At 48.7% G+C, this 24,699-nt stretch carries 25 protein-coding genes; 18 read left to right on the plus strand and 7 right to left on the minus strand.

Translation table 11 applies throughout. From position 1 onward, the window contains the following. Positions 1-22: 22 nt before the first annotated feature. The gene (locus ACFYU8_RS15015; protein ID WP_390300155.1) at positions 23-874 is read right to left on the minus strand and encodes an S-layer homology domain-containing protein; all 852 of its coding nucleotides are present in this window, start codon (positions 872-874) and stop codon (positions 23-25) included. A gap of 36 nt (positions 875-910) precedes the next feature. Beyond that, on the minus strand, positions 911-1,741 hold the full coding sequence (locus ACFYU8_RS15020) for an MBL fold metallo-hydrolase (RefSeq protein ID WP_390300153.1): 831 nt from the start codon (positions 1,739-1,741) through the stop codon (positions 911-913). 154 nt (positions 1,742-1,895) lie between these two features. On the opposite strand from ACFYU8_RS15020, the gene hrpB reads away from it, so the two are divergent. Both hrpB and ACFYU8_RS15030 read left to right on the plus strand, forming a co-directional pair. Continuing rightward, positions 1,896-4,397, plus strand: a complete 2,502-nt coding sequence (gene hrpB, locus ACFYU8_RS15025; protein WP_390300151.1) for an ATP-dependent helicase HrpB — start codon at positions 1,896-1,898, stop codon at positions 4,395-4,397. A gap of 294 nt (positions 4,398-4,691) precedes the next feature. After that, positions 4,692-5,411 carry a DUF4386 domain-containing protein gene (locus tag ACFYU8_RS15030; RefSeq protein ID WP_390300149.1) on the plus strand — a complete coding sequence of 240 codons (720 nt, stop codon included), beginning with the start codon at positions 4,692-4,694 and terminating at the stop codon, positions 5,409-5,411. Positions 5,412-5,420: 9 nt separating this feature from the next. Here ACFYU8_RS15030 and ACFYU8_RS15035 read toward each other — a convergent pair whose 3' ends face one another. Together ACFYU8_RS15035 and bluB are read right to left on the minus strand one after the other, a co-directional pair. Further along, positions 5,421-6,005 carry a Crp/Fnr family transcriptional regulator gene (locus tag ACFYU8_RS15035; RefSeq protein ID WP_390300147.1) on the minus strand — a complete coding sequence of 195 codons (585 nt, stop codon included), beginning with the start codon at positions 6,003-6,005 and terminating at the stop codon, positions 5,421-5,423. A 78-nt stretch (positions 6,006-6,083) separates the two neighbouring features. After that, entirely contained in the window at positions 6,084-6,737 is a 654-nt protein-coding gene (gene bluB / locus ACFYU8_RS15040; protein ID WP_106839445.1) for a 5,6-dimethylbenzimidazole synthase, read from the minus strand. Positions 6,738-6,878: 141 nt separating this feature from the next. On the opposite strand from bluB, the gene ACFYU8_RS15045 reads away from it, so the two are divergent. Continuing rightward, a complete protein-coding gene (locus ACFYU8_RS15045) occupies positions 6,879-7,562 on the plus strand; it encodes a response regulator transcription factor (RefSeq protein WP_390300145.1) in 684 nt (227 codons plus the stop codon). Beyond that, positions 7,528-8,961: a HAMP domain-containing sensor histidine kinase gene (locus ACFYU8_RS15050; protein WP_390300143.1), complete on the plus strand. Its 1,434-nt coding sequence runs from the start codon at positions 7,528-7,530 to the stop codon at positions 8,959-8,961. Before ACFYU8_RS15045 ends, ACFYU8_RS15050 begins: the two co-directional genes overlap by 35 nt. Before the next feature lie 92 nt (positions 8,962-9,053). Here ACFYU8_RS15050 and ACFYU8_RS15055 read toward each other — a convergent pair whose 3' ends face one another. After that, on the minus strand, positions 9,054-10,064 hold the full coding sequence (locus tag ACFYU8_RS15055; protein WP_390300141.1) for an ABC transporter substrate-binding protein: 1,011 nt from the start codon (positions 10,062-10,064) through the stop codon (positions 9,054-9,056). Between the two features lie 229 nt (positions 10,065-10,293). Here ACFYU8_RS15055 and ACFYU8_RS15060 point away from each other — a divergent pair, with 229 nt between their 5' ends. The 4 genes from ACFYU8_RS15060 to ACFYU8_RS15075 are packed head-to-tail and all read left to right on the plus strand — an operon-like array spanning position 10,294 to position 14,088. Further along, positions 10,294-11,886: an efflux RND transporter periplasmic adaptor subunit gene (locus ACFYU8_RS15060; RefSeq protein ID WP_390300139.1), complete on the plus strand. Its 1,593-nt coding sequence runs from the start codon at positions 10,294-10,296 to the stop codon at positions 11,884-11,886. Positions 11,887-11,890: 4 nt separating this feature from the next. Continuing rightward, positions 11,891-12,622: an ABC transporter ATP-binding protein gene (locus tag ACFYU8_RS15065; RefSeq protein WP_390300137.1), complete on the plus strand. Its 732-nt coding sequence runs from the start codon at positions 11,891-11,893 to the stop codon at positions 12,620-12,622. Beyond that, positions 12,609-13,820, plus strand: a complete 1,212-nt coding sequence (locus ACFYU8_RS15070; RefSeq protein ID WP_390300135.1) for an ABC transporter permease — start codon at positions 12,609-12,611, stop codon at positions 13,818-13,820. The genes ACFYU8_RS15065 and ACFYU8_RS15070 overlap by 14 nt, the downstream gene beginning before the upstream one ends. 52 nt (positions 13,821-13,872) lie before the next feature. Then, a complete protein-coding gene (locus ACFYU8_RS15075; RefSeq protein ID WP_390300133.1) occupies positions 13,873-14,088 on the plus strand; it encodes a hypothetical protein in 216 nt (71 codons plus the stop codon). Between the two features lie 373 nt (positions 14,089-14,461). On the opposite strand, the gene ACFYU8_RS15080 is transcribed toward ACFYU8_RS15075, so the two are convergent. Continuing rightward, positions 14,462-14,803, minus strand: a complete 342-nt coding sequence (locus ACFYU8_RS15080; protein WP_390300131.1) for a hypothetical protein — start codon at positions 14,801-14,803, stop codon at positions 14,462-14,464. 216 nt (positions 14,804-15,019) lie between these two features. On the opposite strand from ACFYU8_RS15080, the gene ACFYU8_RS15085 reads away from it, so the two are divergent. From ACFYU8_RS15085 to mscL, 3 genes are read left to right on the plus strand one after another with little or no spacing between them, the layout of a single operon-like run. Continuing rightward, on the plus strand, positions 15,020-15,868 hold the full coding sequence (locus tag ACFYU8_RS15085; protein WP_390300129.1) for a nucleoside hydrolase: 849 nt from the start codon (positions 15,020-15,022) through the stop codon (positions 15,866-15,868). Positions 15,869-15,872: 4 nt separating this feature from the next. Continuing rightward, positions 15,873-16,805, plus strand: a complete 933-nt coding sequence (locus ACFYU8_RS15090) for a nucleoside hydrolase (RefSeq protein ID WP_390300127.1) — start codon at positions 15,873-15,875, stop codon at positions 16,803-16,805. A gap of 20 nt (positions 16,806-16,825) precedes the next feature. Further along, positions 16,826-17,281, plus strand: coding sequence for a large-conductance mechanosensitive channel protein MscL (mscL, locus tag ACFYU8_RS15095; protein WP_390300125.1), 456 nt, complete (start codon positions 16,826-16,828; stop codon positions 17,279-17,281). A 174-nt stretch (positions 17,282-17,455) separates the two neighbouring features. Here the strand turns inward: mscL and ACFYU8_RS15100 are convergent, their stop codons facing one another. Continuing rightward, a complete protein-coding gene (locus ACFYU8_RS15100) occupies positions 17,456-17,926 on the minus strand; it encodes a YheC/YheD family protein (RefSeq protein WP_391365885.1) in 471 nt (156 codons plus the stop codon). A 153-nt stretch (positions 17,927-18,079) separates the two neighbouring features. Between ACFYU8_RS15100 and ACFYU8_RS15105 the strand changes: the two genes are divergently transcribed. The 7 genes from ACFYU8_RS15105 to ACFYU8_RS15135 all read left to right on the plus strand — a co-directional run bounded on the left by ACFYU8_RS15105 (position 18,080) and on the right by ACFYU8_RS15135 (position 24,690). Next, positions 18,080-18,904: an AraC family transcriptional regulator gene (locus tag ACFYU8_RS15105; protein ID WP_390300121.1), complete on the plus strand. Its 825-nt coding sequence runs from the start codon at positions 18,080-18,082 to the stop codon at positions 18,902-18,904. A gap of 76 nt (positions 18,905-18,980) precedes the next feature. Then, positions 18,981-19,346: an MmcQ/YjbR family DNA-binding protein gene (locus ACFYU8_RS15110; RefSeq protein WP_390300119.1), complete on the plus strand. Its 366-nt coding sequence runs from the start codon at positions 18,981-18,983 to the stop codon at positions 19,344-19,346. A gap of 5 nt (positions 19,347-19,351) precedes the next feature. Beyond that, positions 19,352-19,729, plus strand: a complete 378-nt coding sequence (locus ACFYU8_RS15115) for a VOC family protein (protein ID WP_390300117.1) — start codon at positions 19,352-19,354, stop codon at positions 19,727-19,729. Positions 19,730-20,043: 314 nt separating this feature from the next. Continuing rightward, positions 20,044-21,264, plus strand: a complete 1,221-nt coding sequence (locus ACFYU8_RS15120) for an anhydro-N-acetylmuramic acid kinase (RefSeq protein ID WP_390300115.1) — start codon at positions 20,044-20,046, stop codon at positions 21,262-21,264. Positions 21,265-21,291: 27 nt separating this feature from the next. Further along, positions 21,292-22,827 carry an ABC transporter substrate-binding protein gene (locus ACFYU8_RS15125; RefSeq protein WP_390300113.1) on the plus strand — a complete coding sequence of 512 codons (1,536 nt, stop codon included), beginning with the start codon at positions 21,292-21,294 and terminating at the stop codon, positions 22,825-22,827. Between the two features lie 72 nt (positions 22,828-22,899). Beyond that, positions 22,900-23,841 (plus strand): ABC transporter permease, encoded by a 942-nt coding sequence (locus tag ACFYU8_RS15130; protein ID WP_390300111.1) that lies wholly within the window; start codon positions 22,900-22,902, stop codon positions 23,839-23,841. Positions 23,842-23,856: 15 nt separating this feature from the next. Continuing rightward, entirely contained in the window at positions 23,857-24,690 is an 834-nt protein-coding gene (locus tag ACFYU8_RS15135) for an ABC transporter permease (protein ID WP_390300109.1), read from the plus strand. Positions 24,691-24,699 lie beyond the last annotated feature (9 nt).

Genomic DNA, 24,699 nt, shown 5'->3' on the forward strand with positions numbered 1-24,699 from the left:
CAACCTCCAAAATGGAGGTTTTTTACTTGCTCGAGTATTGGCGGAGTGTCCCTGTTTGCTTCAAATAGTTATAAAATCTGTGCAAAATAGTGACGGCTTCCGCGCGAGTCAGCATTTCTCCACCCTCGAACTTACCGTTCCATGCAGTCATGATCCCTGTTTTTTGCAAAAGGGCGAGGTTGGTGGCAGTGATTCCGCTAAAGTCATCTGAGAAAAAATATTCATTGCCATCCTGACTGATCAGGATCGGATAAAGAATGTTCGTTCGGTCTGACCCATTCTCAGCGTATCGCCCATCCTCTTGAAAAACAGGATCTTCCATCGAATCGTACGGACTGAGAATAATGGGGATATCCCGTATAGAAGAAAGGATTTGAAAAACTTCCGTGGCAGGCATATCCTGCCTGTCTAACATAAAGACGGGTAGGACATTAGCTGTGCCCATTCGATTGAGTTTGGTGTCCGGGTAAAATTTGTAGCCAGCATGTGTATAGCTTACGGCGTTCCACCAATCTCGTGTAACGATTGAACTGATTTCCTTGTAGGCCCAGTGATTTTTCGGCACATCGGAAAAATGTTCAATGTGGTAATTGCTATAGTCCGTCTTTTGATTCGGTTTGTACGGTCTGTATTGATCAAACAGGCGATAGATCATGACGGTCAGTTCTGCTTTGTCGACCAATCTTTCAGGTTGGAAGCGACCATCAGGATAACCGCTCACCACACCCTTATCTACCATGAAGGAGATTGAATTCATGGCCCAGCTGTATTTCTTCGGATCGACATCGGTAAATTTCGGTGCAGCATGAGCAGCTGTAGGATAAATGCTAGATAACCCCAGAATGAGTGCAAGTAACACCGTGATGACTTTCATATACTCTCCTATCTTTTTGCTTTGAAATTGTAAGGATTATCCTTCTAGTATACTATCCGGTGCTGGAAAAGGAAGGTGTTCTGCAAGAACAGATGTGACGATATGCAGGGAGTCAAACTCGCCAGACGAAGCCGTAATGATCAGCGGTTTTGATGGAAACATGCGAGCGTTTATTTCTTGGGTGGACAGCCCTTGGCTATGCAAATGCAGGATTTCCCCAGACAGATTCTCCAAATGCTCCAGCTTTTGTTGCAAGAGTGCTTTCCCGTCTGGATGATATCCCGAATGAGCGCAAAAGATCGACTGGAAGTCATAAGTGAGCACTGTACGAAGGGAATTCATCAAGGTGGGGATCGATTCTTCTCGTAATATGACCTTCGTTTTCACTCCCATAAAAAGATCGCCACAGAACAAGCGACCGGTACTTTCATCCAATAAGGCTACATGGTCATGGGCATGGCCGGGGGAATAAAGCACTTTCCATTCGATGGAGCGAGAGTGATGGACGCCACCCAAGGGTTGGGCCACAAACGGATCGCGAATCCCCCAAGTAATCTTACGATAGAAAGGGTATTGTGCTTTTTTGGAGCAAATGTCCATTCCTTTTTCGTGAATGAAAAGAGGGACCTGCTTGTGCTGGGCAATCCACGAGGCGGTACCGACATGGTCTTCATGGCTGTGCGTCAGTACGACAGAATCAAAAGAGGCTTCCTGGAACCTGTGAATGAGAGCTTGCTCGAGGACTTTCGGGCCAGTATCAACCAACATGCCATCCGCCACATAAACATAAATCGCAGATTCCCAATCCCCTACGCGAACAATTCCTTCCAGACATGCCACATCTTCATGGTGATGAATGTGAATCATACCGCACACCTCCCATAGTGATGGAATCATTATACTATTGAATGAGTATTCAGTCATTTTCGTATGTAAAATTCATCATGATGTGATCCGCACTCATCCTGTACCGTAGTATCGTGTATGATGGTAAGGATGATTGCTCGTATGAGGTGAAAACATGAATGCATTGCCGATAGATGAAATATTGCCAGAGCTGGTAAACACACTGCGCAAAGAGACAAACGCAGTGTTGGTCGCTGCTCCGGGTGCGGGGAAGACGACGCGGGTACCACTGGCATTGCGTGAAGAAGCTTGGTTACACAATCGCCGAATTGTGATGCTGGTCCCACGCCGACTGGCAGCACGCCAAGCTGCTGCTTACATGGCTGCCTTGCTGGGTGAAGAAGTTGGACAAACGGTCGGCTATCGGGTCAAGCGTGAATCAAGGGTAGGTACAGGCACTCGGATTGAAGTGATTACAGAAGGGATTTTAACGAGAATGCTACAGGATGATCCGGAGCTGTCAGATGTCGGCCTTGTTATTTTCGACGAGTTCCATGAACGGAATTTGCACGCGGATTTAGGGCTGGCCCTTAGTCTTCAGGCACAAAGCTTGTTCCGGGAAGATCTGCGAATTCTCGTGATGTCCGCTACGCTCGACGCCGAGCCCGTGTCAGCCTTGATGGAGAATGCTCCCGTTGTCAGTAGTAAAGGCAGGATGTTTCCAGTAGAGACGTACTATTTGACCACCCCGATGGAGGGACGTCTGGAGGAAGCGGTGGTACAGATGATCCTCCAAGCGTTGAGCAAAGAAGAGGGAGATATGCTCGTCTTTTTACCTGGAGCCAAAGAAATTCACCGGGTACAAGGTTTGCTCGAACAAAGCGGTGTAGTCTCGAATATCCGGATTGCGCCTCTTTACGGAAATTTGTCGCAGGAGGAACAAGATAAGGCGATCCAGCCTGGGAAAACAGGGGAGCGCAAAATTGTTCTCGCTACCTCTATTGCCGAGACGAGCCTAACTGTCGAGGGGGTTCGCATCGTGATTGATAGTGGTTTAAAAAGGGTCCCGCGATTCTCTCCACGAACAGGGATGACGAGGCTGGAGACGGCAAAGGTATCGAAAGCAGCTGCTGACCAGCGCCGAGGAAGGGCTGGACGTCTTGCACCCGGGGTCTGCTATCGACTATGGACCGAGCAAGAGGATCGCATGCTCATTCCACAGCAGGTACCTGAAATCATGGAAGCAGATCTGGCTGTGCTCGCTTTGGAGCTGGCTCTGTGGGGAGTAGGGGCGCCGGAAGAGCTGGATTGGCTGAATCCCCCGCCGAAGGCAGCGATGGCGCAGGCTCAAGAGCTGCTGCATCAACTGGGCGCATTAGATGAGAAAACGCAGATTACGCCACATGGACGAGTGCTTGCTGGGATGGGTGTGCATCCGAGGTTAGGCCACATGATTCAGAAAGCAAATGAGCTGGGGGAAGGTGAGCTGGCTTGCGAGCTGGCTGTCCTCTTGGAAGAACGAGATATAGTGCGAGGGCGCCAAGCGTCAGCAGATGCGGATATGCGCACGCGTGTTGAACTGCTTCGTCAGGTAGCAAACAAACAGAGTGGAGCAGCGGAGCTTCCGATTGATGGAGGAGCATGCAGAAGACTTTGGAAGGAGGCGGCGCACTTCAAACGGGTATGGGCAAACAAGCCTAGTGACACTTCCACTCGTACAGAAGCGACAGGAAGACTGCTGGCGTTTGCGTACCCGGACCGGATTGCCCAGCGAAGGGCAGATGGACGTTATTTGCTTTGCAATGGGCGTGGGGCGGCTTTTTCCGTGCAGCAACCACTAGCTGCTTCTCCATATATTGTGGCAGCAGAACTCGATGACCAAGGTGCAGACAGTCGGATATTACTGGCGGCTAGCGTGGAAGAAAGCACGCTGTTGAATGATTGTGCGATGCAGATTACCGAACGAATGAACGTATGGTGGGAGCATACAGCAAGGGCAGTTCGCAGCCGCAAGCAAAAGCGGTTAGGGGCGATCCTATTGTCGGATACACCTGCGGAGGCTTCGCCAGATGAGTTGTTAGCAGCGTTCTTGGAAGGGATAAAGGAAGAAGGATTGGAGATTTTGCCATGGAATCGGCAGGCGAGACAGTATCGGGAGCGTTTGACGATTATGACCCGTCTGGAGGAAGGCTGGCCCAATGTGGATGATGAGGCTCTGCTTGCTTCCTTGGAGGAATGGCTCGCTCCACATGTGTATGGTTTCAAAAGAAAGGAAGACCTGCAGTCGCTATCAGTGACGACGATACTGGAAAGTATACTGTCATGGGAGCAGCGCAGACAATTGGACGAATATGCTCCGACTCATGTGATCGTCCCGAGCGGTTCCAAAATTCCTGTCGATTACAGTGATCCAACGGCACCGGTGCTTTCCGTCCGGCTACAGGAGCTGTTTGGTTGGCAAGATTCTCCGCGAATAGGCAGAGGCAAGGTACCGCTGACATTGCACCTGCTTTCGCCAGCTCATCGTCCGGTACAAGTGACAAGGGACTTGGCGAGTTTTTGGGCACATGCGTATTTTGAGGTAAAAAAAGATTTGAAGGGCCGTTATCCCAAGCATTATTGGCCGGATGATCCGCTAGCTGCCATTCCGACAAATCGGACGCGTCCACGTAACTAAATCGATTCGGATAGATAGGTATATTCGGGCATAGAGGAAGGGCTCGGCGTCAGGTGAAATTTCCCATTTTGCTAGTTCCATGTTCGTGAGTCATGTCAATTGTGAAACCTTCTTCGTGTTCGGGCACGTCAGGAAGATACCGTGAATCACGTACTACCCCCTCTACTTCTCTTGGGCTGCCTGTTGATCAGGCGGTCTTTTTTTTGCAGCAAATGACTCCATTGATTTAAGTCAATGACCGTCCCTATTCTTCCTCCTACAATAAACGTTACATAGTTACCAAGGAGGGATCTTATGTCGGTCTCAGTCACCCAGCCATCGTATCAGCGAAAATCTGCTCTGATTGCTGGTATTTCACTTCTTATCATGGTGCTTGCTTCCTTTTTTTCTTACGGTTTTGTTCATGATAGTCTTGTCGTACAAGGAGATGCCAATGCAACCTTTCACAACATCACTTCATCCCTTATGCTTTTCAAAGCCGAGATTTTTGGTTGGGTCATCATCTTAATCACGGACATCGTCGTTGCTTGGGCTTTTTATCTCTTCCTGAAGCCGATTCATCCGTACCTGTCATTACTCGCTGCTTGGTTCCGTCTGATCTATACCGCTATTTTGGGAATAGCCTTGCTTAATCTGCTCATTGTGTTGCTCCTCTCGAAAAGTACGGAGCCATTGGCGCTATTGTCAAGCGATCAGCTTCAAGCACAAATGATGCTTTGTCTGCAAGCATTTGAGTCGACTTGGTCTATAGGATTAGTAATCTTTGGCGGGCATCTTATGCTTATCGGTTATGTAGCTATCCAATCAGAGCGCATCCCGAGGGTCATTGGCCTATTATTGTTGGTGGCTTCGGTCGGCTATATCGTTATCAACCTGAGCAAATTGTTTATTCCGCAAAACATCGGGATCATCTCAGCTCTTACCGCTGTATTTCAATTGCCCATGATCGCAGGTGAGTTGGGCTTTGGGATCTGGCTGCTGTTCAAAGGAGGAATCGCTGCGAAAAGAAGCTGACAACTTGCGCTACGATTTGTCAGTAGAGATCCTCTTTTTAATACGACTTAACGACTCTGGTGTCATGCCAAGATAGCTCGCCAATTGATGCTGCGGCACACGATCGATTAAGTGAGGGCGTTTCTGCAAAACTGTTTTGTACCGCTCTTCAGGTGTGGAAGCGATAAAGGAAGCAAACTCATCTTGTATCTCGCCAAGGTTTTCTTCTAGCATCTTGCGTGACATGGTTTCCAACTGTGCATATTTGTTGAACATGTCACTAACGGTATCAAGATTACCAACGACCAATGTACAGTCTTCGAGACAAGCTAAAAAATACGAGGATGTCTGATCCAACTTATGCTGCCCCAGATTCACAATGGCTTGTTCTTCGGTATAGAATTGGGATGTCACTTCTTTCCCCGTTTCATCTATTGAATACTGCCGAACACATCCCTTTAATACAAAATAACATTTCGTGGGAACATCTCCTTGTCGAAGGAGGATCGTTCCTTTTTTATATTCCTCCGTTAGGATTTCTTCAAGAATTACCCGTTGCTCTGTTTCAGGAAGGGTTGTAAATCTGGTCAGGTATTTTAACAGAATCTCTTTCATTTCATGTTCCTTTCATGAACGAAAAAGGTCCCCATACTCGAAGCGGGAACCTTTTCTTCTTTTGTATGTTGTCGAGGCTTACGCCTTGTTTCCCCACTGCTCCCGATAGATCAACTGTTGCAAGTCCTCGCGTTGTCTCCATTGGTGCAGCTCCAAGAGCGGACGTTCCGGATAATGATCCGTGTAGCCGATCGACAGCAATGCGACAGGATCGATATGTGGCGGTATGTTCAAGATACGACGCACGTCAGCCTTCTTGTAAAAGCTGACCCAGCCCATTGCCAAATCTTCTGCGTATGCAGCCAGCCACATGTTTTGGATCGCACAGCTGACAGACATAATATCTGTTTCCGGGATGGAATTGCGTCCGAGTACATGGTCTCCGCCACGTGTAGGATCACAAGTGACACAGATAGTAACGGGTGCTTCCTTGATCCCTTGAATTTTCAACTCTAAAAAGGTAGATTCTCTTCCTGTTCCTTCGTAGTGAATGGCAAGTGCCCGGCGTTCTTTATCCGCGCATTCTGCGAGAGCTTGTTTAGTTGCGTCGTCTTCCACCAGGACAAAATTCCAAGGTTGCATGAATCCGACAGAAGGAGCATGGTGGGCAGCAGCCAGAATCATGGCGAGCTTTTCCGGGGCGACAGGATCTTGGCGAAAGCTACGAATATCGCGACGGTTACTGATCGCCTTATACAGGCCGTTCTTTTCTTCCGCGCTCAAGCGTTTCATGAGAAAAACCTCCCTAATTGCTATATACGTTCTCTTCATTTTACTGATAAAGTATGATTCCTTCCAGACATCTGCTTGACATATTCATGTCCTACGCTAAAGGGGAGACTAGTCCGAGCAGAGGGGAGAGAGTACTGAAGAATGCAAAACATCTTAATCGTGGAAGACGAGTTACCCATCTCTCGGGTATTGAAGGCGTACTTGGAAAAAAACAACTTTCGGGTCGAACAGGCATTTAACGGTGAGGAAGCAGAGCGGAAGTTTGATTCACTCAATCCTACGCTCGTCTTGCTGGATGTAATGCTGCCTGGGCGAAGTGGATGGAGTATTCTCGAATATATTCGGGCGAAGAGCTCGTGTCCGGTCATCATGCTGACAGCGTTGGGACAAATCGATAACAAGCTGGCGGGCTTGAACAAAGGCGCCGACGATTATATCACTAAGCCCTTTATCGCAGACGAAGTGGTCGCGCGTGTACATGCGGTATTACGCCGCTCGAAACAATTGCTAGAAGGTAGTCACGTGAAGCAGTTTGGCAGTCTGAAAGTCGACTTCAAGGCGTATTCTGTCATGCTGCACGGCATCGAACTGGCGTTCACGCCAAAGGACTTGTGTCTGTTTCTTTTTTTGGCACAGTATAAAAACCAGACGTTCACCAGAGAACAGCTCATCGAGCAGGTGTGGGGGATGGATTACGAAGGAAGTGATCGCGCAGTAGACCTCGCGATCAAACGCATCCGGCGATCCTTGGAGAATTGGCCGACATCTGAAGGGGAAATCCGTACCTATCGTGGCTTGGGCTACAAGTTGTGTGTATATGAGTGAGAAAAAACGCACCTCTTTGTTTCGATATTGGACAACTCGATACTTGATCACATTGTGTATCGGCCTTTTTGTGATCGGGATTGCATCCAGCTACTGGATTTCTTATGGTGAGACGCAAAAACGCCTTGATTTTATGAGACTGATGGCAGCGGAAGTAGCGGATCGGATCATTGATGCGGAAGGCAAGATAAAAATGGCGCCGTTCTTGTTTCGGATTGTGGACAGTCGTCAAGAGTCACTTGGAGTTGATTACAAGCCAATTATGGTGATTTTAGATGAACACAAGCAACCTGTATTTGGCGTTCCAGGTCCTTTTTCTGGGGAACTGAAACGCATCGCGCCTGAGCTGGTGGAAGCGGATGATAGTCTGTCACAGTTTGAGCTTGCGCGGGGCGACGAAGTGCTTTTCGTGAAGAAAAGCATTGAGGTTGATGAGCGAGTAGTTGGCTGGGTCATGCTGTTCACCCCACAAAAACAAGTGATACGAGGTATGACGGAATTCCAGTTGCTCGCGATCATGCTTCTCGGTCTCGGCTTGCTTGGATGGCTCGTCATTTATTTGCTGACGAAAAAGCTATCTCAGCCTATTAAAGATGTGGCAGACGCTGCCAAGCAAATCGTGCTGGGGAACTACGAGATTCACTTGGATAAAAACAAGCGGGAACAAGAAGTGTATGAGCTGATCCATTCCTTTGAAGAAATGGCAAACAGATTGAAGCAGCTAGAAATGATGCGTACCGAGCTACTGGCAGGCGTGACCCATGAGCTCAAAACACCTGTTACGTCCATCAGTGGACTGGTGCAAGCCGTGAGGGAAGAGGTTGTCAGCGGTGAAGAAGCCAAGGAGTTTTTGGATATTTGTACGAAGGAAACGACACGTCTGCAAAAGATGATAGAGGATTTGCTCGATTTTAACTCCTTTGCTGTAGGTGATATTCGCATTCGTCTGCAACCCCAAAACATGCAGGAGCTGATCCGGGAAATTACACACCAATGGAAAATTGTGCAGGAAGAAGCTCAGCTCAGCTTGCATATCGAAAATACGTCTGAACCGATCTTGATAGAGACCGACCCGCTGCGTGTGCAGCAAATCATGTACAATCTCCTAAACAACGCAGCACAAGCGATGGAAGCGGAGGGGCGGATTGTCGTGGCCCTATCTGCAACAGCAGAAGAGATTCGTATCGACGTGAAGGACAATGGGCGTGGGATACCGCTAGAAGAACAGTCTTTGATTTTTGAGCGATTCTACCGAGGTGAGGACAAGAAGCACATCGTCCGTGGGCTGGGGCTTGGCTTGTCTTTTAGCAGAATGATTTCCCAAGCATTAGGAGGTATGTTGATCCTGACTGAGAGTACCTCGTCGGGCAGCACATTCACCTTGATTTTGCGTAAATAACATACGTATGAACAAAAAGCGACCAGGTTAGCTCCGGTCGCTTTTTTATACATCATGGACAATGAACAAGCCGTCCCAAAGACCGCGATACGTTATTTTACAAATTCTAAGACTTGATCAATGATGTGATTGGCCCCAATCGGAGTAACTCCACGATTCCACAGTTGTTGTTCCACGATATAAACCTGATTTTTTTGAACGGCAGAGAGTCCTTTCCATACCGCTGAGTTTTTCATTTCAGCCAATTTATTTTTTGCTTCTTTTTCTACATTCTCCATCAAAAAGATATGGTCTGGATTCAAGGCTGGCAGTTCCTCAAAAGAAATCGGCATCATCGGCTTGTTACCTTCCAGTTTCACCCCTTGTAGATCTAGTTCCTGATGAATGATTCTCCCGATACGAGTATCGTCGACCCCATATACTCGAAGCTCCTTTGGCATGACACGCATGACGACAAATACTTCATCGCCCGCGCGCTTATCCAATTCTATTTTGGTAGCTTCTACCTTGTCCAAATATTTCTTCAGTTCTTGTTGTGCCAGTTCCTCTTTTCCTACGATTTTACCGAACTCTAGAAGCATTTGACGCCAGTCTCCTTGCAGTTCACTACTTATGAATATCGTAGGAGCAATTTTACGCAGTTGGTCGGCAACTTTTTCATGGGAAGGTCCAAAAGCGATAATCAGGTCGGGTTCAGACTCAAGCAGGCGCTCCATGTTCAACGACTCCGAGCTGCCAATGGGAATTACACCTTCCATCTCTTTGGCGATATAGGGTAAAAACTGATCATTCACTAAGGAAGTAGTGGCTGCGTAAGGCTTTATTCCAAGTGTTAATAACGGATCAGAGAAATAGTCGAGCAGAACGGCAATTTTTTGTGGGCTGGCTGGGATCTCCACGTCCGAATAAGCATCTTTATAGGTTCGAGTGAGCAGAGACTGACTTTCTGTCTGTTCGTTGGTAGTGTGTACTGTCTTAACAGAACCTTGATGATTGGCGCTTTGTTCCCTTGACGAAGAAGTAGACCCACATCCTGAAATATGTAAAACGACTGCTAAAAGGAGGAGGAGAAAAAATAGCCTCAAACGGAATGCACGATACATGGAAATAACCTCCAAATGGAAAAGATGTAATCAATACTGATTATCATTATCAATTAGATTCGAACTAATTATAGGGTGACTTTATTCGATCGTCAATACTTATTGAGAATCGTTCTCTTTTATTATGTCCAGTATGAATTCATCTGACTTTTCCCTGACGTATTCGTTCCGTATAGTGGTCGCAACCAAAGACAAGTCTTCATTCAAGTAGACGGTAGGAGGACTGAGTGTGACTCACATGGAGAAGAAGAAAGCATTGTTTTCGAAGGTAGGAAGCAACAAGAAAAGGTGGATAGTTGGAGTTTTGGCTGTCGGAGCCGTGGTTGTTTCAGGTGGTATATTCGGCTACAAGTCGTTTTTTACCCCACAAACGGCGCAGGCCGCTTTTCAAGTCGAGATGGTAAAAAGGGGAGACATCTCAGAAGTTGTGCAGGCGTCAGGCACTGTTCAGGCTTCCAAGCGCTCGTCTCTCTCGTTTTCTGATGCAGAGGAAGCCAAAGATGCGATCTCTACCATTCAGGTCGGGGTTGGTGATGCCGTGAAGGCAGGGCAAGTTCTGGCGACGATGGACGATTCCGTAGCGAGAATCCAGGTGACCAATGCGGAAGCGAATCTTTTGTCGGCGCAAGCCAAGCTACAGGAGGCACAAAAGCGCAAGAGTCCCGCTGAAATCACTTCTTTGCAAGCCGCAGTCAATCAGGCCAAGAACGAGTGGGAGCTGGCAAAACAAAACATTGATGGGAAAAAAGCGACGAATGATGTGGAGAAGGCAAAAGCAAACCTAGAGAGTGCCCAGAAGACATACACTTCCCAGCAGGCATTGTTTGCGGCAGGTGCGATTGCCAAGAGTGAATTCGACAGTGCCCAGTCGTCGTTAGATCAGGCCCAACGCGATTACAACTCGGCGGTATTAACAGCCGGACAGACAACGGGGCAGGCCGGTGTGAAGGTAGAACAGGCACTTGCAGCGTATCAAACAGCGCAAGAAGCGTTACAGGAAGCGAATGAAGGCCCTGATGCCGCTAACGTTTTATCGGCCAAAGCAGCTGTAGAACAAGCAAAAGCGGGGCTGCAACAGGCACAAAAGGCACTGCGGGCTGTCACCTTGAAAGCACCGATGGACGGAGTGATCGTCCAGGTGAATGGCAATGTAGGCGAAATACCCGGCAATGATTTCATTATCATGGATAATTCGAATAGCGGAGATTTAGAGGTATTGGCACAGATTAGCCAGAGTGACGTCGGGAAAGTGCAGGAAGGCTTGCCTGTGGCGTTTACGACGAGCTCTTATACCGACGAGACGTTCCGTGGGAAAGTAAAGCTGATCTATCCAGAAGCGAAAACCGACGCTGGGGTCACCACCTACGATGTGCTTTTGTCTGTGGCAAACCAGGATAACAAATTGAAGATCGGGATGACAATGAACGTAGCGATCGAGCGAGGAACTCATAAAAATGTGCTCATGGTACCGGCGCAAGCGCTGCAATCGCAAAATGGCAAGGATGGCGTGTATGTGCTAAAGGATGCTGCTGCACAACAAGCTAGTGTAGGAGCGGAAGGGAATCAGGCTGAGGCAAAGCAAGCGAATAACCGCAGTGGAGGCAGAGAGGGCAGAGCAAATCTGCCGTATAAATTTGTTCCGATCAAGATGGGATACTTCACTGCTGATCAGGTAGAGGTGACGGAGGGGCTTTCAGAAGGAGAGCGTGTCGTCATCCTCGTAAATACACCGACCTCATCGGCGACTGGTCAAAATGGAAATCGGATGGGCGGCGGTATGCCGGGAATGGGCGGAATGGGCGTCCAGATAAGGGGACGGTAGGCAGATGAAACCGGTCATTCAAATAGAAGAGCTGAAAAAACAGTACGTAATCGGAGATCAGGAGATTTATGCGCTCAGAGGTGTCAGCTTGTCGATTGAGGAAGGGGACTTCGTGGCAATCATGGGGCCCTCCGGTTCAGGCAAGTCTTCCATGATGAATGTAATTGGCTGTCTGGATAAGCCCACCTCGGGAGAATTTTTTTTAGACGGCTATCCTGTATCACAAGCACATGACGATGAATTGGCGATCATCCGCAATCAGAAAATCGGTTTTGTTTTTCAAAATTTCAATCTGTTGCCGCGTACGACTGCGGTTGAAAATGTAGAGCTGCCTCTTTTATATGGAGGGACGCCTGCACGGGAACGAAGAGAAAAAGCTATTCGGGCATTATCGAGTGTCGGACTGGCAGAGCGACTGAACAACAAGCCCAATGAGCTGTCAGGTGGGCAGCAGCAACGCGTGTCGATCGCACGAGCTCTCGTCAATGATCCGGTCATCCTGCTGGCAGATGAACCGACAGGAGCGCTGGATACGAAGACGAGTGAAGAGATCATGGATATCTTTCAAACGCTGAACGATGCGGGCAAAACGGTTATTTTAGTGACACACGAACCTGATATTGCGGAGTATGCCAAGAGGATCGTCCGGTTTCGTGACGGGCAAATCATCGCGGATGAAGTGGTGGAAGAGCGCAGGAGAGTGTCGATGGAGGGTAGAGCAAATGAGCTTTATTGAATGTGTACGCATTTCATTTCGCAGCATCAGGGCAAATGGCTTACGATCCGTTCTCACGATGCTGGGAATCATCATCGGTGTGGCTGCTGTTATTGCAATGGTGGCGATCGGAGAGGGGACTTCCACGTCTGTTGCTTCGCAGATCAATGGTTTAGGGAGCAACCTGCTAATTGTCACCCCCGGACAGGCGACACAAGGCAGGGTAAGCCTGGGTGCTGGTTCTCTGAATACGTTGACGATGGCAGATGCAGAATCCCTGATGCAAAAAGAGTCCATTTCGGGTGTGGCTCCCAGCGTGAATGCGCGGGGGCAGATTGTCTGGGGAAGCAATAACTATTCCAGTACGCTCGAGGGGACGACAGCCGATTTCCCTCAGGTGAGGAATGTTGAAGTAGGACAAGGGCGGTTCTTTAGTAACTTTGAAGTGAAGATGCAATACAATGTGGCTGTCGTGGGGACAGAGGTGGTCAGCAACCTGTTCAAAGGTACGAACCCAGTTGGGCAAACCGTTCAGATCAACCGGATTCCCTTTACGATCATCGGCGTATTGCAGAGCCAGGGAAGTTCAGGCATGACAAACAACGACGATCGGATCATCATTCCGATTACCACTGCGATGAGCAGGTTGACCGGAGACAAGAATGTGGGTTCGATCTACATCTCAGCAGCATCGTCGGAACTGATGGAGAAGGCGCAGCAAGATATTCAGCAAGTACTTCGTGCCAATCACAAACTACGGCCACAAGCTGAAGATGACTTCCGCGTTACGTCTCAGTCAGACATTTTAAGTACAGCACAGTCTGTATCCAGCTCGATGACCGCATTGTTATCTGGCATTGCCGCCATCTCGCTAATTGTTGGCGGGATAGGCGTGATGAACATTATGCTGGTATCTGTCACGGAGCGGACACGGGAGATCGGGATTCGCAAGGCGATTGGAGCCAAGAGGGGAGATATTCTCCGCCAGTTTTTGATCGAAGCGGTTACGCTAAGCCTGATTGGTGGGGTTATTGGTATTGCTTTAGGGGTAGGTGCCGCGTTTTTGGTCAGCAAGCTCGGACAGATGGCGACTTCCATTAGTCTGTCTCCGATCATGTATGCGTTTTTGACCTCTACATTGGTTGGTGTCGTTTTTGGTGTGTATCCGGCGAGAAAAGCAGCGCAGCTCAAACCGATTGACGCACTGCGGTATGAGTGAGTGTGTAATTTTACCAATCCGGGCATACTAGCCGTGAGAGGTGTTGGTGCTGATGGAAAAAAGCGTTCAATTTTCCGTACCATGGCGAGAAGCAACACGCATTGTGAAAAGGATCCAAACGAGCAAATTACGTTATTTTGTCAGACAACAAGAGGGGAAGACCAGTGTTGCGTTTGTCTTTCCTCGAGTTAGCGTCAGCCAATACGTCTATTTGTATATCATTTTTGGACCGAGAGCTGCTGATGTGCTCAACAACGATAGCAAATAGATGAATCCCTGATTGCCTAAGCAGGCGTCAGGGATTTGCAATTATTCACAGGAAAACAAAACCTGACACTTTTCGATAAGGCCGTTTCATAGTACAATTCCAATATGAACGAACTTGGGGAAGTTCGGGATGGCGGCACCCAATCTGTGCAGAAGGGCCGCCTCTTTTTTTTGCTATTATATAAATGGTAGGTTTCGACAGCATTTTTGCGAAGAGGATATAACAGGTACAATTGCCTGAATATATAGCTGGAATGAGTGGGTAGTCGGATATAAAATAAGGTTATTCACGTGAATACAACGTACTACTCTCTCCCAAGGTTTGATATCTTGGGGCTTTTTTTTGTTCCATACGCATGAAAAAAAGCCGTTTCTCATGACGGCTCTGTTATCGATAGAGTAGGTTGAAAGCTTCCTTTCAGCAAGGCATCAATGAATTGCTCCGGTGTAAGAGAAATCGTGATGCCAATCCCAGGCAGATCGACAGAAAATACATTCTCCCGGTACAAATACCAGAGGTCGCCTGTCGGCTCAATGGAATAGACGTGTATATTTTTCTGCGAATGCTGGCCTGCCTTTTGGATTTCCCGCAACGCCGAAAACAGTTCTCCCCAAACAGGCAGATAAGGCTTCGTTTGGTGCTGCACAATCGCTTGGATCAGTTGGTTTTTCACGAGAGAAATAGCTTCCATGGTTGGATGGTTCAACGAAAGCATGACCGTTATACTCCTTTTGCATGGCTTGGCGCATTAGTCTTGCGTGATGGCGATTTTTGTCGAAGTTATGAATAAGTGTAAAATACTTATTAGTTCGATGCAAGAGTAGAGAACGTAGAGATGAGCATTTGGGTATTTGACGGTTGCTGCTGATTTGGATAGCATAGGAAAAGCGGTTTTGACAAATGGCAATAGCGAGAAGCGGGAGATGAGATTGTGGCAAAAAAACACCGGTTGATCATCGAGTTTTGCGGTGGATTTGGTCAAGGGCTGGCCTTGCTGTATGCTTTGCGGTCGCCTGATGTTCAAGTGGCAGGAATTATTTGCAGAGACATGCAGTCAAGCTTGGCTAGCAAGCTGATTGATTTGGCACAGCCAGACTATGATATTCCAATCGTAACAGGTGCCAAGCAACCGCTTTTCTCGGGAACGATAGAGACGATCACATCGGAAGGTGTACGGCTCCTTACAGAAAGCACGCAGGATGAGGAAAGTGACTTGACGCTGGTGACGTTTGACCGTTTGACGACGCTAGCTTTGGCTGTAGTGAGTGATCCCTTGTTGGCGAGTAAATTTACGAGAATCGTGGTGCAGGGTGGAGCCATACGTGTACCAGGAGACGTTACGGCCATTGCCGAAACAAACATGCATGGTGATCCGGAAGCAGCTGCGCTCGTTTTGGCAGCCCGCTTACCGCTTGTGCTTGTTCCATTAGATACAACCAGCTCGTTTCGTTTGACGGAAGAGCAAGTACATACGCTGGGAAGTCTCGCACATGCAGTCGGCCTGATCGATAGAACGACGATGTCAGACATGCACTTCGCCGCTTCTGCTCGTGCGCTCGATGCATGGGTAGCAATACTTGCGGCTCTCTCGCCTGAAAAGATGCGGACAGAGCAAATGAAGCTTGCGGTTGAATGCAAAAGTGATTTGTCGCGTGGTGCCATTCTAGCCGATCTACGGGCGAAACCGAGTGTAGGAACAGATACGGTCGTATGTGTTGAGGTTGAGATGGCAGAGGCAGAGCGCTGGCTGCAAACCGTTTTGGATCAGGGAGGAGTATAAGCGCATGGAAAAAATCATTTTGGATGTAGATACCGGGATTGATGATGCGCTGGCGATTGCTTATGCCGTTCACTCGCCTACTCTTGAAGTGTGTGGGATTACCACGACTTTTGGCAATATTACAGTGGAGGAAGCAACACGCAATACCTTACAGATGTTAGAGCTGTTGGATGCCTCTGTGATTCCTGTCTATCAGGGGGCATCGAAGCCGCTTGTTCGCGACCTCACAGGAAAAGCAAGGCTGTTTCACGGTGAAAACGGGCTAGGCAATGTCGTCCTGCCTGAACCATCGACAACGGCTCAGCCACAGTGTGCCACACAATATCTCATCTCTGCGATAAAGGAACATCCTCACGAATTGACAATCGTGACCGTCGGGAGCATGACCAATCTGGCAAGGGCGATTATGGCTGCTCCAGAAATCGTGTCCTTCGTCAAACGAGTGGTCGTGATGGGAGGAGCTGTAACGGTGCCGGGTAATCGCACGCCTGTAGCGGAGGCGAATATTTGCGCCGATCCGGAAGCCGCAGCGTATGTCTTCCAGTCAGGTATTCCAGTGACGCTGGTAGGGCTGGATGTGACGATGCAAACGCTGCTTACCCGCGAACATTTGCAGGAATGGAGAGCGAAGGATACACGCTTGAGTCATGTTTTCGCGGATATGTGCGAGGTGTACATGAATGCCTACGCGACAGTGGGCAATTTGCGCGGCTGCGGTTTGCATGATCCATTGGCGGTAGGTGTCGTCATTGATCCGACGTTTGTGAAGTCAGTCCCGATGCATGTTGCGGTAGATACGTCGGGGGGCGCAAGTGACGCCCGTACGATTGGGGACAGACGGGAGCACCCAGCGCAACCGCCGAATGTGGACGTGTGCCTGGAGGTTGACCATGCACGCTTTGTCAGCCATTTTTTACAGAATGTATTAGGGGAATAGGAATTAAGGAGGACGTCATTGTGTTAAAAGCGTTTAAAGAGTTTGCGTTAAAAGGAAATGTGATGGATCTCGCTGTCGGGGTGGTTATCGGTGGGGCGTTCGGTAAAATTGTTACTTCCCTCGTTAATGACATCATTACCCCATTGATTGGGATGCTTTTGGGCAAGGTGGATTTCTCCGGCTTGTTCATCAATTTGAGCGGGGTTCCTTATAATACGATCGCTGAGGCAAAAAAAGCTAATGCTGCGACGCTGAACTACGGTTTGTTCCTCAACTCTGTCATTGATTTTGTCATTATCGCTTTTTCTATTTTTATCGTCATCAAGCAGCTTAACCACTTCAAACGCAAGCAAGAAGTGGAGAAGGGACCTGAAACAACCAAAGAGTGCCCGCATTGCATCTCGGCGATTCCGATCAAGGCTACACGCTGCCCGAACTGCACCTCCATGCTGGAGACAAAATTGGCACACGAATAATACGAACAGAGGAGGGTGATCATGCCTTCCTCTGTTTTCGTTTCACGCGGTTTTTATACTGAGTGTGAAGTCTTTCAATTGTATGATAATAGGTCCTGTCTTTGAGCTTGGCAAACAGCCCGTGAGAAGGAAAATCGTAATTGACCTCAATAATGGAGAGGTTTCCTGTTTTATCTATTGCAAAATCAACGCCGAGACGACACTTTTTATTTTGTCGGGGACGACTGCCTCTGATTTCTTCAAGGCATGCGGGACTGTGACGGCATATCCACCGCCGCGAGCGACATTGGTAATAATACTGTCGGAACCGGCTACCTTGGCTAGCATGCCTGCATATTGCCATTTGCCTAATCCATTGCGCATCATCATGACGCGAATATCAAAGGGGCGACCGTCGAGTTCAGCCAGATCCAGCCCTTTTTGAATGACATAATTTTTTTCGGTGCACAGTCTGGCGAGCTGTTGCTTCAAGTCTGCCAAGGTTATCGCGTACATCGGCTCTCCGCGTTCCTTGACGAATTGGTAGCCCCCGTCTTCCGTTTTCCAGACACGGATAATGCCTTTTCCCATATGGGTTCGCGTTGGTTTGATATAGACGGTAGAATACTTCGCTACATACGAGTCCAAATGTGCAGGCTGATACAAGGAAGTAGGCGGGAGTAGGGGTGGACATTCACGACCGTTTTTGCTGACTCTCGCTGAGAATGGCGTTTTTCAAAAAATGCCAAGGAGCGAGAAGGATTTAGGAAATTGCGGGGGAATATATGTTCTAATCATTGGACAAGGATGGCGAAAATCATGCGGCAATACCGCCCAGTGCAACCTCCGACTCTGCAACGAGCGACCGTCCCAAATGAGTACCGTTACCGAGAATACATGCCCAGCAAAAGCCTGGCGACCTATATCGCCTGCTACTGGGTCTCAGAGTACGACGGCGGGGAAGTCGTGCGGATGAGCCGAGTCATTCCTGATGGATGCGTCGATATCATTTTCAATCTCGGAGCTACTTCTTTAAAGAAGGCGGCATTTCTAACGGGATTGATGCGGACATACGAAGACATGCTAATAACCGAACCGCAATCTTTGCTCGGCATTCGGTTTTACGCTGAAGGAGCAGCTCGCTTTTTGCGCTACCCAGTCGCTATGATTAACGGACATCATCCCAATCTGGAAGACATCTGGGGAAAAGAAGCGGATGAGGTGATAGAAGGCTTGCTCGAAGCTTCCGACACGGAGGAGCGGATCGCATGGTTGGAGCAGGAGCTTATCAAGCGTTTGTGGATGGATGATCCAGCGGACCAGTTGCTTTTGACGAGCATGTACTACTTATATGAATACAGAGGAAATCTTTCCATGGCTGCGCTCGCCGAGAAAGTGAATTTCAGCGAGAGAACCTTGCGTAGGACGTTTCAACAACAGTTGGGAATGAGCCCGAAGGAACTGGGTCGAATCATTCAATTTCAAGGGCTGCTGCAAGTGTTGGCTAAGGGAACGCGCACTTCGTTTACGGATGCAGCTCTCCAATGTGGCTATTACGATCAGTCGCACTTGATCAAGAGCTTTCACACTTTTTACGGCGTAGCCCCAAGCAAAATCGTCTCGCTAGATAGCGCGAATCGATAGTCTTGAAAAGTTGTCCGTTTTTTACAATCTTCTTTTTGCGAGACTCGTTATCCTAAAGAAAGGATGGTGAATTCATGTGGATGAACAAACATTAGATACATACTGTCGGAAGCAGCCCGGTGCCACCCATGACTATCAGATGGATTGGGAATGCGATCGCTACCATGTCGGAGGCAAAATATTTGCCATGATCGGAGGCGATTCCAAAGGCGTTCGTATCCTCACCTTGAAATGCGATCCGATGCGTGCGGAGGAATTGCGCGAGAGTTACGAAGGAATCGTGCCCGGCTATCACATGAATAAATCCCATTGGAATTCTGTCTACTTGGATGCTGATATTCCCGAAGGCTTATGGGAAAGGCTGATTGAGCATGCGTACGAGACAGTGCTCCAAAAACTGCCCAAGCGCGTCCAGCAAGAAATCAAGAGTGAACAGGAGTGAGTCATGTGGGAATCAAGCTTGATATGGTAGGGATTGTCGTACAGGACATGAAAAAAGCGTTGGATTTTTATCGAGTGCTCGGTTTTGATATTCCCGAGGAGGCAAATGAAGAGCCGCATGTGGAAGTAGCGCAGGACGGTGTTCGTCTGGCCTTTGATACAATTGAGATTGCCAAGGGTGTGTATGGAGGATGGGACGCACCTGTCGGGCATCGGATTGAGCTGGCTTTTTTGTGTGAGGATGCGGCGGCGCTTGATGCTTTGTACACGAAAATCGTTACGCATGGCTACGAGAGTCACCGTGAGCCGTGGGATGCGTTCTGGGGCCAGCGGTATGCTATTGTGAAAGACCCGGATGGGAATCTAATCAGTTTGTTTGCGTAATACTTTTTTAATAAGAAGACAAGCCGAGCCTATGTGAATAAGGTTCGGCTTGTTTGCGTTTGGGACGGAATCATTGGCTGATATATAAAACTTTTTAATAGGAAAACATACCCATAACATCCCATGTTGATCTCAAGGAAACGGGCGAGTGCTGTGCCAGCTTGAATTGGGCGAGGCCAATGCATAGTTCTTATTTTAGGAAATAAAATTTACTAATAATCAATTGACTTGTGTAATTTTGCTACATATAATGAAAGCGATAACAGGAACGAATTTTTCAACGATTCCGGATTCCCAAATGGGGGGCTTTTGACATGGATCAACCTGCAAAATTGCTCGATTATCGCGCGAAAAATGAGCATGTACTCATCGGCCTCATGTCGGGCACTTCACTGGATGGCATTGATGCCGCACTCGTAGCGATCCGCACAGATGAACAGGGAGAGATCGAAAAGGTGACTCTCCGCGATTTTTTTTATATGCCTTACTCCGATGACTTGCGTGAGTGGGTTATGAATCTGTGCAGTGTCGAAACAGCGAGAGTAGATCACTTAACGGCGGTTCATTACGGCTTATCTGAATGGTATGCCTATGCGGTGCAGCAATTGATTCAGAAAGCGGGTGTAACGGCAACAGAAGTAGATGCAGTCTGTATGCACGGACAAACCATTTGGCACATCGCCGGACGCACGCCATTTCCTGGACCACAAGGAATGACAGAGGTCAGGGCGTCCTTGCAAATCGGCGAGCTGTCCACACTGGCAGAACGTACGGGTATCCCAGTAGTGGGAAACTTCCGCGCTCGAGACTTGGCTGCTGATGGAGAAGGAGCACCGCTTGTTCCGTATGCGGACTATATTTTGTTCCGCCATCAGGAAAAAGGCAGACTACTGCAAAATATTGGTGGCATCGCCAATGTCACATTACTTCCTACAAGAGCAACTATCGATCAAGTGGTCGCTTTTGATACAGGCCCTGGCAATATGATCATGGATCAAATCGTCCAGCTCATGACCAACGGACAGATGAGGTATGACGAGGGTGGCAAGCTGGCCGCAGGTGGTACCGTCTCTTCCGTACTATTAGAAAAATGGCTACAGGACCCGTATTACCAGATCAAGCCGCCGAAAAGCACAGGCCGCGAAGTATACGGCAAAGCTTTTGCCCAAGAGCAGTTCAGTGAGGCAGAAAAGCTCGGCATCAGTCACGCCGATTTGTTAGCAACCGTGACCGCATTGACAGCTACGACAATCACGGACGCTTATAAACGTTTCGTATTACCAACAACCAAAGTGGAGGAAGTGATCGTCTCGGGTGGAGGCGCTCATAACCAGACGCTTCTCGCTATGTTGCAACGTCAATTGCCAACAGGAATGACCGTGATGACGGCGCAGCAGTTTGGGATGCCTGACGATGCGAAGGAAGCAGTCGCTTTTGCCATTTTGGGTCATGAGACACTAATGGGACGACCGTCCAATGTGCCATCTGTAACAGGGGCGAAGAGGGCCGTACCGTTAGGAAATATATGCTTCTAACATGAGACCAACAGAGGGGGTACCATCGTGAAAAAACGAGTATTGGCAGGCTTTTTCCTATCATTGTCTCTCGTGCTTTCCGCTTGTTCTGGTGGAGGAACAGCACCCACAGAGCAAGGCAAGTCAGCGGAAGGACAAGCAAAAACAGAACTGATCGTGGCAGCCGAGCAAGAGCCAGTGGGCTATGACCCGCACAAGGTTCCAGCGGCATCCAGTTTGCGGGTCTATGCGCTCATTTACGATAGCCTGACCAAGCTGGACGAGAACATGAACATCGTACCGAACCTAGCAGAGAAATGGGAGATTGCGCCAGACGGCAAAACGGTCACTATGTTTCTGCAAAAAGGCGTCAAATTCCACAATGGCAAAGACATGACGGCAGAAGACGTAAAATTCAGCTTTGAGCGAATCATGAATCCAGACACAGGTTCGATCGCGAAATCGTATTTTTCCAGCGTAGAAGCGATTGAAGTGAAAGATCCCTCGACGGTTGTCTTCAAGCTGAAAAACGCGGATGCCTCGTTCGTTGCCAATACAGCAAGTGCCTATGCTTCCATCGTGCCAGCAGGCTCCACTGACCTGACCAAGGAAGCAATCGGTACCGGACCATTTAAAATGGAGAAAAGTGAGTCGGGACAATATGTCCTGCTGAAGAAAAATGCGGATTACTTCAATAAAGAACTGCCAAAGGTAGAGTCCATCAAGTTCCAAATCATGAAGGACGAGGCTGAGCGTCTCGCTGCGATTCGCGCCGGTAAAGTCGACATCAGTATGGTGTCTGCTGATTCTGCGAAGCTCTTAGAAGGCAAGCCAAGCGTACAGATCAAGAACTACCAATCCCTGGAGTACAGCTACCTGGGCATTAATGTAAACAAAAAGCCTTTTGACAATCCCAAAGTGCGCGAAGCGATCAGCTATGCCGTTGACCGCAACCAAATTATCCAGACTGTTTGGAAAGGCGAAGCGACTCTGACTGGTCCGATCGCACCTGCATTGACCAACTCGGCTTTGGACCCTGCTACTTACCCGACCTACAAAACAGATGTAGAAAAAGCGAAGCAATTGCTGACGGAAGCGGGCTACCCGAACGGTTTCGAGACACAGATCGAAACAGCGGCGACTTATCCAGACATGGTAGAAACCGCACAAGTGATTCAACAACAGCTCAAAGCAATCGGCATCAACGCGAAAATCAACCAGCTCGAGTGGGGTAACTACATCGATACGTGGAAATCCAAGGACATGAACTTGATGGTAGGTCGCAACACGTCTGGTGTTGATGCTGACCGTTCCATGCGCTTCTTCTTCTCGACAACTGGTTCTGCTAACGTGTGGAACTACTCCAACCCTGCCTACGATGAGCTGGTCCAAAAAGCACTGACGACTATCGATCAAGCAGAACGTAAAAAGCTGTATGACGAAGCACAAACCATGCTGGTAGCAGATGCACCAAACCTGTTCCTGGCATCTCCGAAAAACTACTACGCGGTTCGTGACAACATCGATTTCACACCGTCCGCAGCGGGCGAAGTATACTCGCTGATCAAAACTTCGATCAAGTAAGGTAGCATACGTGTGATGAAGGCTCCGCCAGAGGTTAGGCGGAGCCAAGTTTCTAAATATGGAGGGAAACTCGTGGGATCTTATCTAATCAAACGTGTCGCCAGCCTGATTCCCATCCTGTTTGGCATATCCGTATTGATCTTCACGATCCTGCATCTGGTGCCGGGCGATCCAGCTTCCATCATGCTGGGAACGAGTGCCACACCGGAAGCAATTGCGGCGTTGAATAAAAGCATGGGACTGGATCAGCCGTTGATTAACCAGTACCTGCATTGGATATCAGGAATCCTGCAAGGGAATTTTGGCGTATCAGTCCACACAGGAGAAGAGATTTTTCCGCAAATTCTCAAGCGTTTTGCCATCACCATGCAACTGACTGTATTTGGCGTTCTGATTGGGTGGGTGCTCGCGATTCCGTTCGGGATTCTCTCGGCCATTCGAGCTCATTCCAAGACAGACATCGTGGTTCGTGTGTTTACGCTACTAGGTATTTCTGTTCCGAACTTTGCCATAGGGACCCTGCTCTTGCTCGGATTTTCGCTTTATTTCAACTGGTTCCCGCCCATTGATGTGGTGAACTTCTGGGAAAATCCGATAGAGGCGTTCAAGGTATTCATTCTGCCTGCGACAACGATGGGGATTGTGGTGGCTGCTGGTGTGATGCGGATGACCCGTTCTGCGTTTTTGGAAACCATGGACAAAGATTTTATTCGGACAGCGCGAGCTAAAGGTAACAGTAAATGGACAATCGTCATGGGCCATGCGTTCCGCAACTCTTCGATTCCGATCGTCACGATCGCAGGAATGCAGATCGGATACCTTTTGGGCGGGTCTGTTATCGTCGAGCAGCTGTTCTCGATTCCTGGTTTGGGCCAGTACATTCTGGAGGGAATTTATCAGCGAGATTATCCGGTTGTACAGGGAGGCGTTTTGTTCGTCGCTCTGGTGTTTGTCCTGGTCAATCTGCTCATCGACCTGATCTATACCTGGATTGATCCGCGTATCAAGTATTGATAAGGGGAATGCGACATGAGCACATTTCGAAAGCGTTTTTTGGCGAATAAGACAGCCGTCTTCTGCTCCATTTTGCTGGCGTTGCTCTGTTTGACGGCAGTGCTGGCTCCGGTGTTGGCTCCGCATGACCCGACACAAATGTTTCAGGATCATCGGATGGAAGGCAGCTCGGGTGAGTTTTTGCTAGGTACGGACCAGTTTGGTCGTGATATTTTGAGCCGCATCATCTACGGTGCGCGCGTATCGCTGGTGGTTGGGCTTTCTGCCGTTCTGGTTAGCGTCGTTTTCGGTACGTTGTTTGGCTTGGTTGCTGGCTACTTCGGGCGCTGGATTGACGGTTTTATCATGCGGTGCATGGACGTTCTGTTTGCTTTTCCGGAAATTTTGTTGGCGCTGGCGATCGTCGCCGCATTAGGGCCGGGAACCTTCAACACGATCATGGCTATCGGGATCGTGAACATTCCGATCTTCACCCGGACGGTGCGGGGAGCTGTTCTCTCCATTAAAAATCTAGAGTACGTAGAAAGCGCCCGTGCCATCGGTGCGAGTACGCCGCGTATCTTGTTTCAGGAAATTTTTCCGAATGTAACGGCTCCGCTGCTGGTTCAATCCTCTTTGGCGATTTCAGGTGCGATCCTGACCGAATCAGCCCTCAGCTTTTTGGGATTGGGGATTCAGCCGCCAGATCCTTCATGGGGCGGGATGATTTCAGAGGCGCGCCGCTACATGGAGCTGGCTCCGGGCATGATCATCTGGCCATGTATTGCCATGACGGTGACGATTCTCGCTTGCAACATGTTTGGGGATGCCGTCCGTGATATTCTCGACCCGCGTCATCGTGGGAAATAGGAACGATAG

This window comes from Brevibacillus sp. NPDC003359 (assembly GCF_042878995.1).
Classification (GTDB): Bacteria; Bacillota; Bacilli; order Brevibacillales; family Brevibacillaceae; genus Brevibacillus.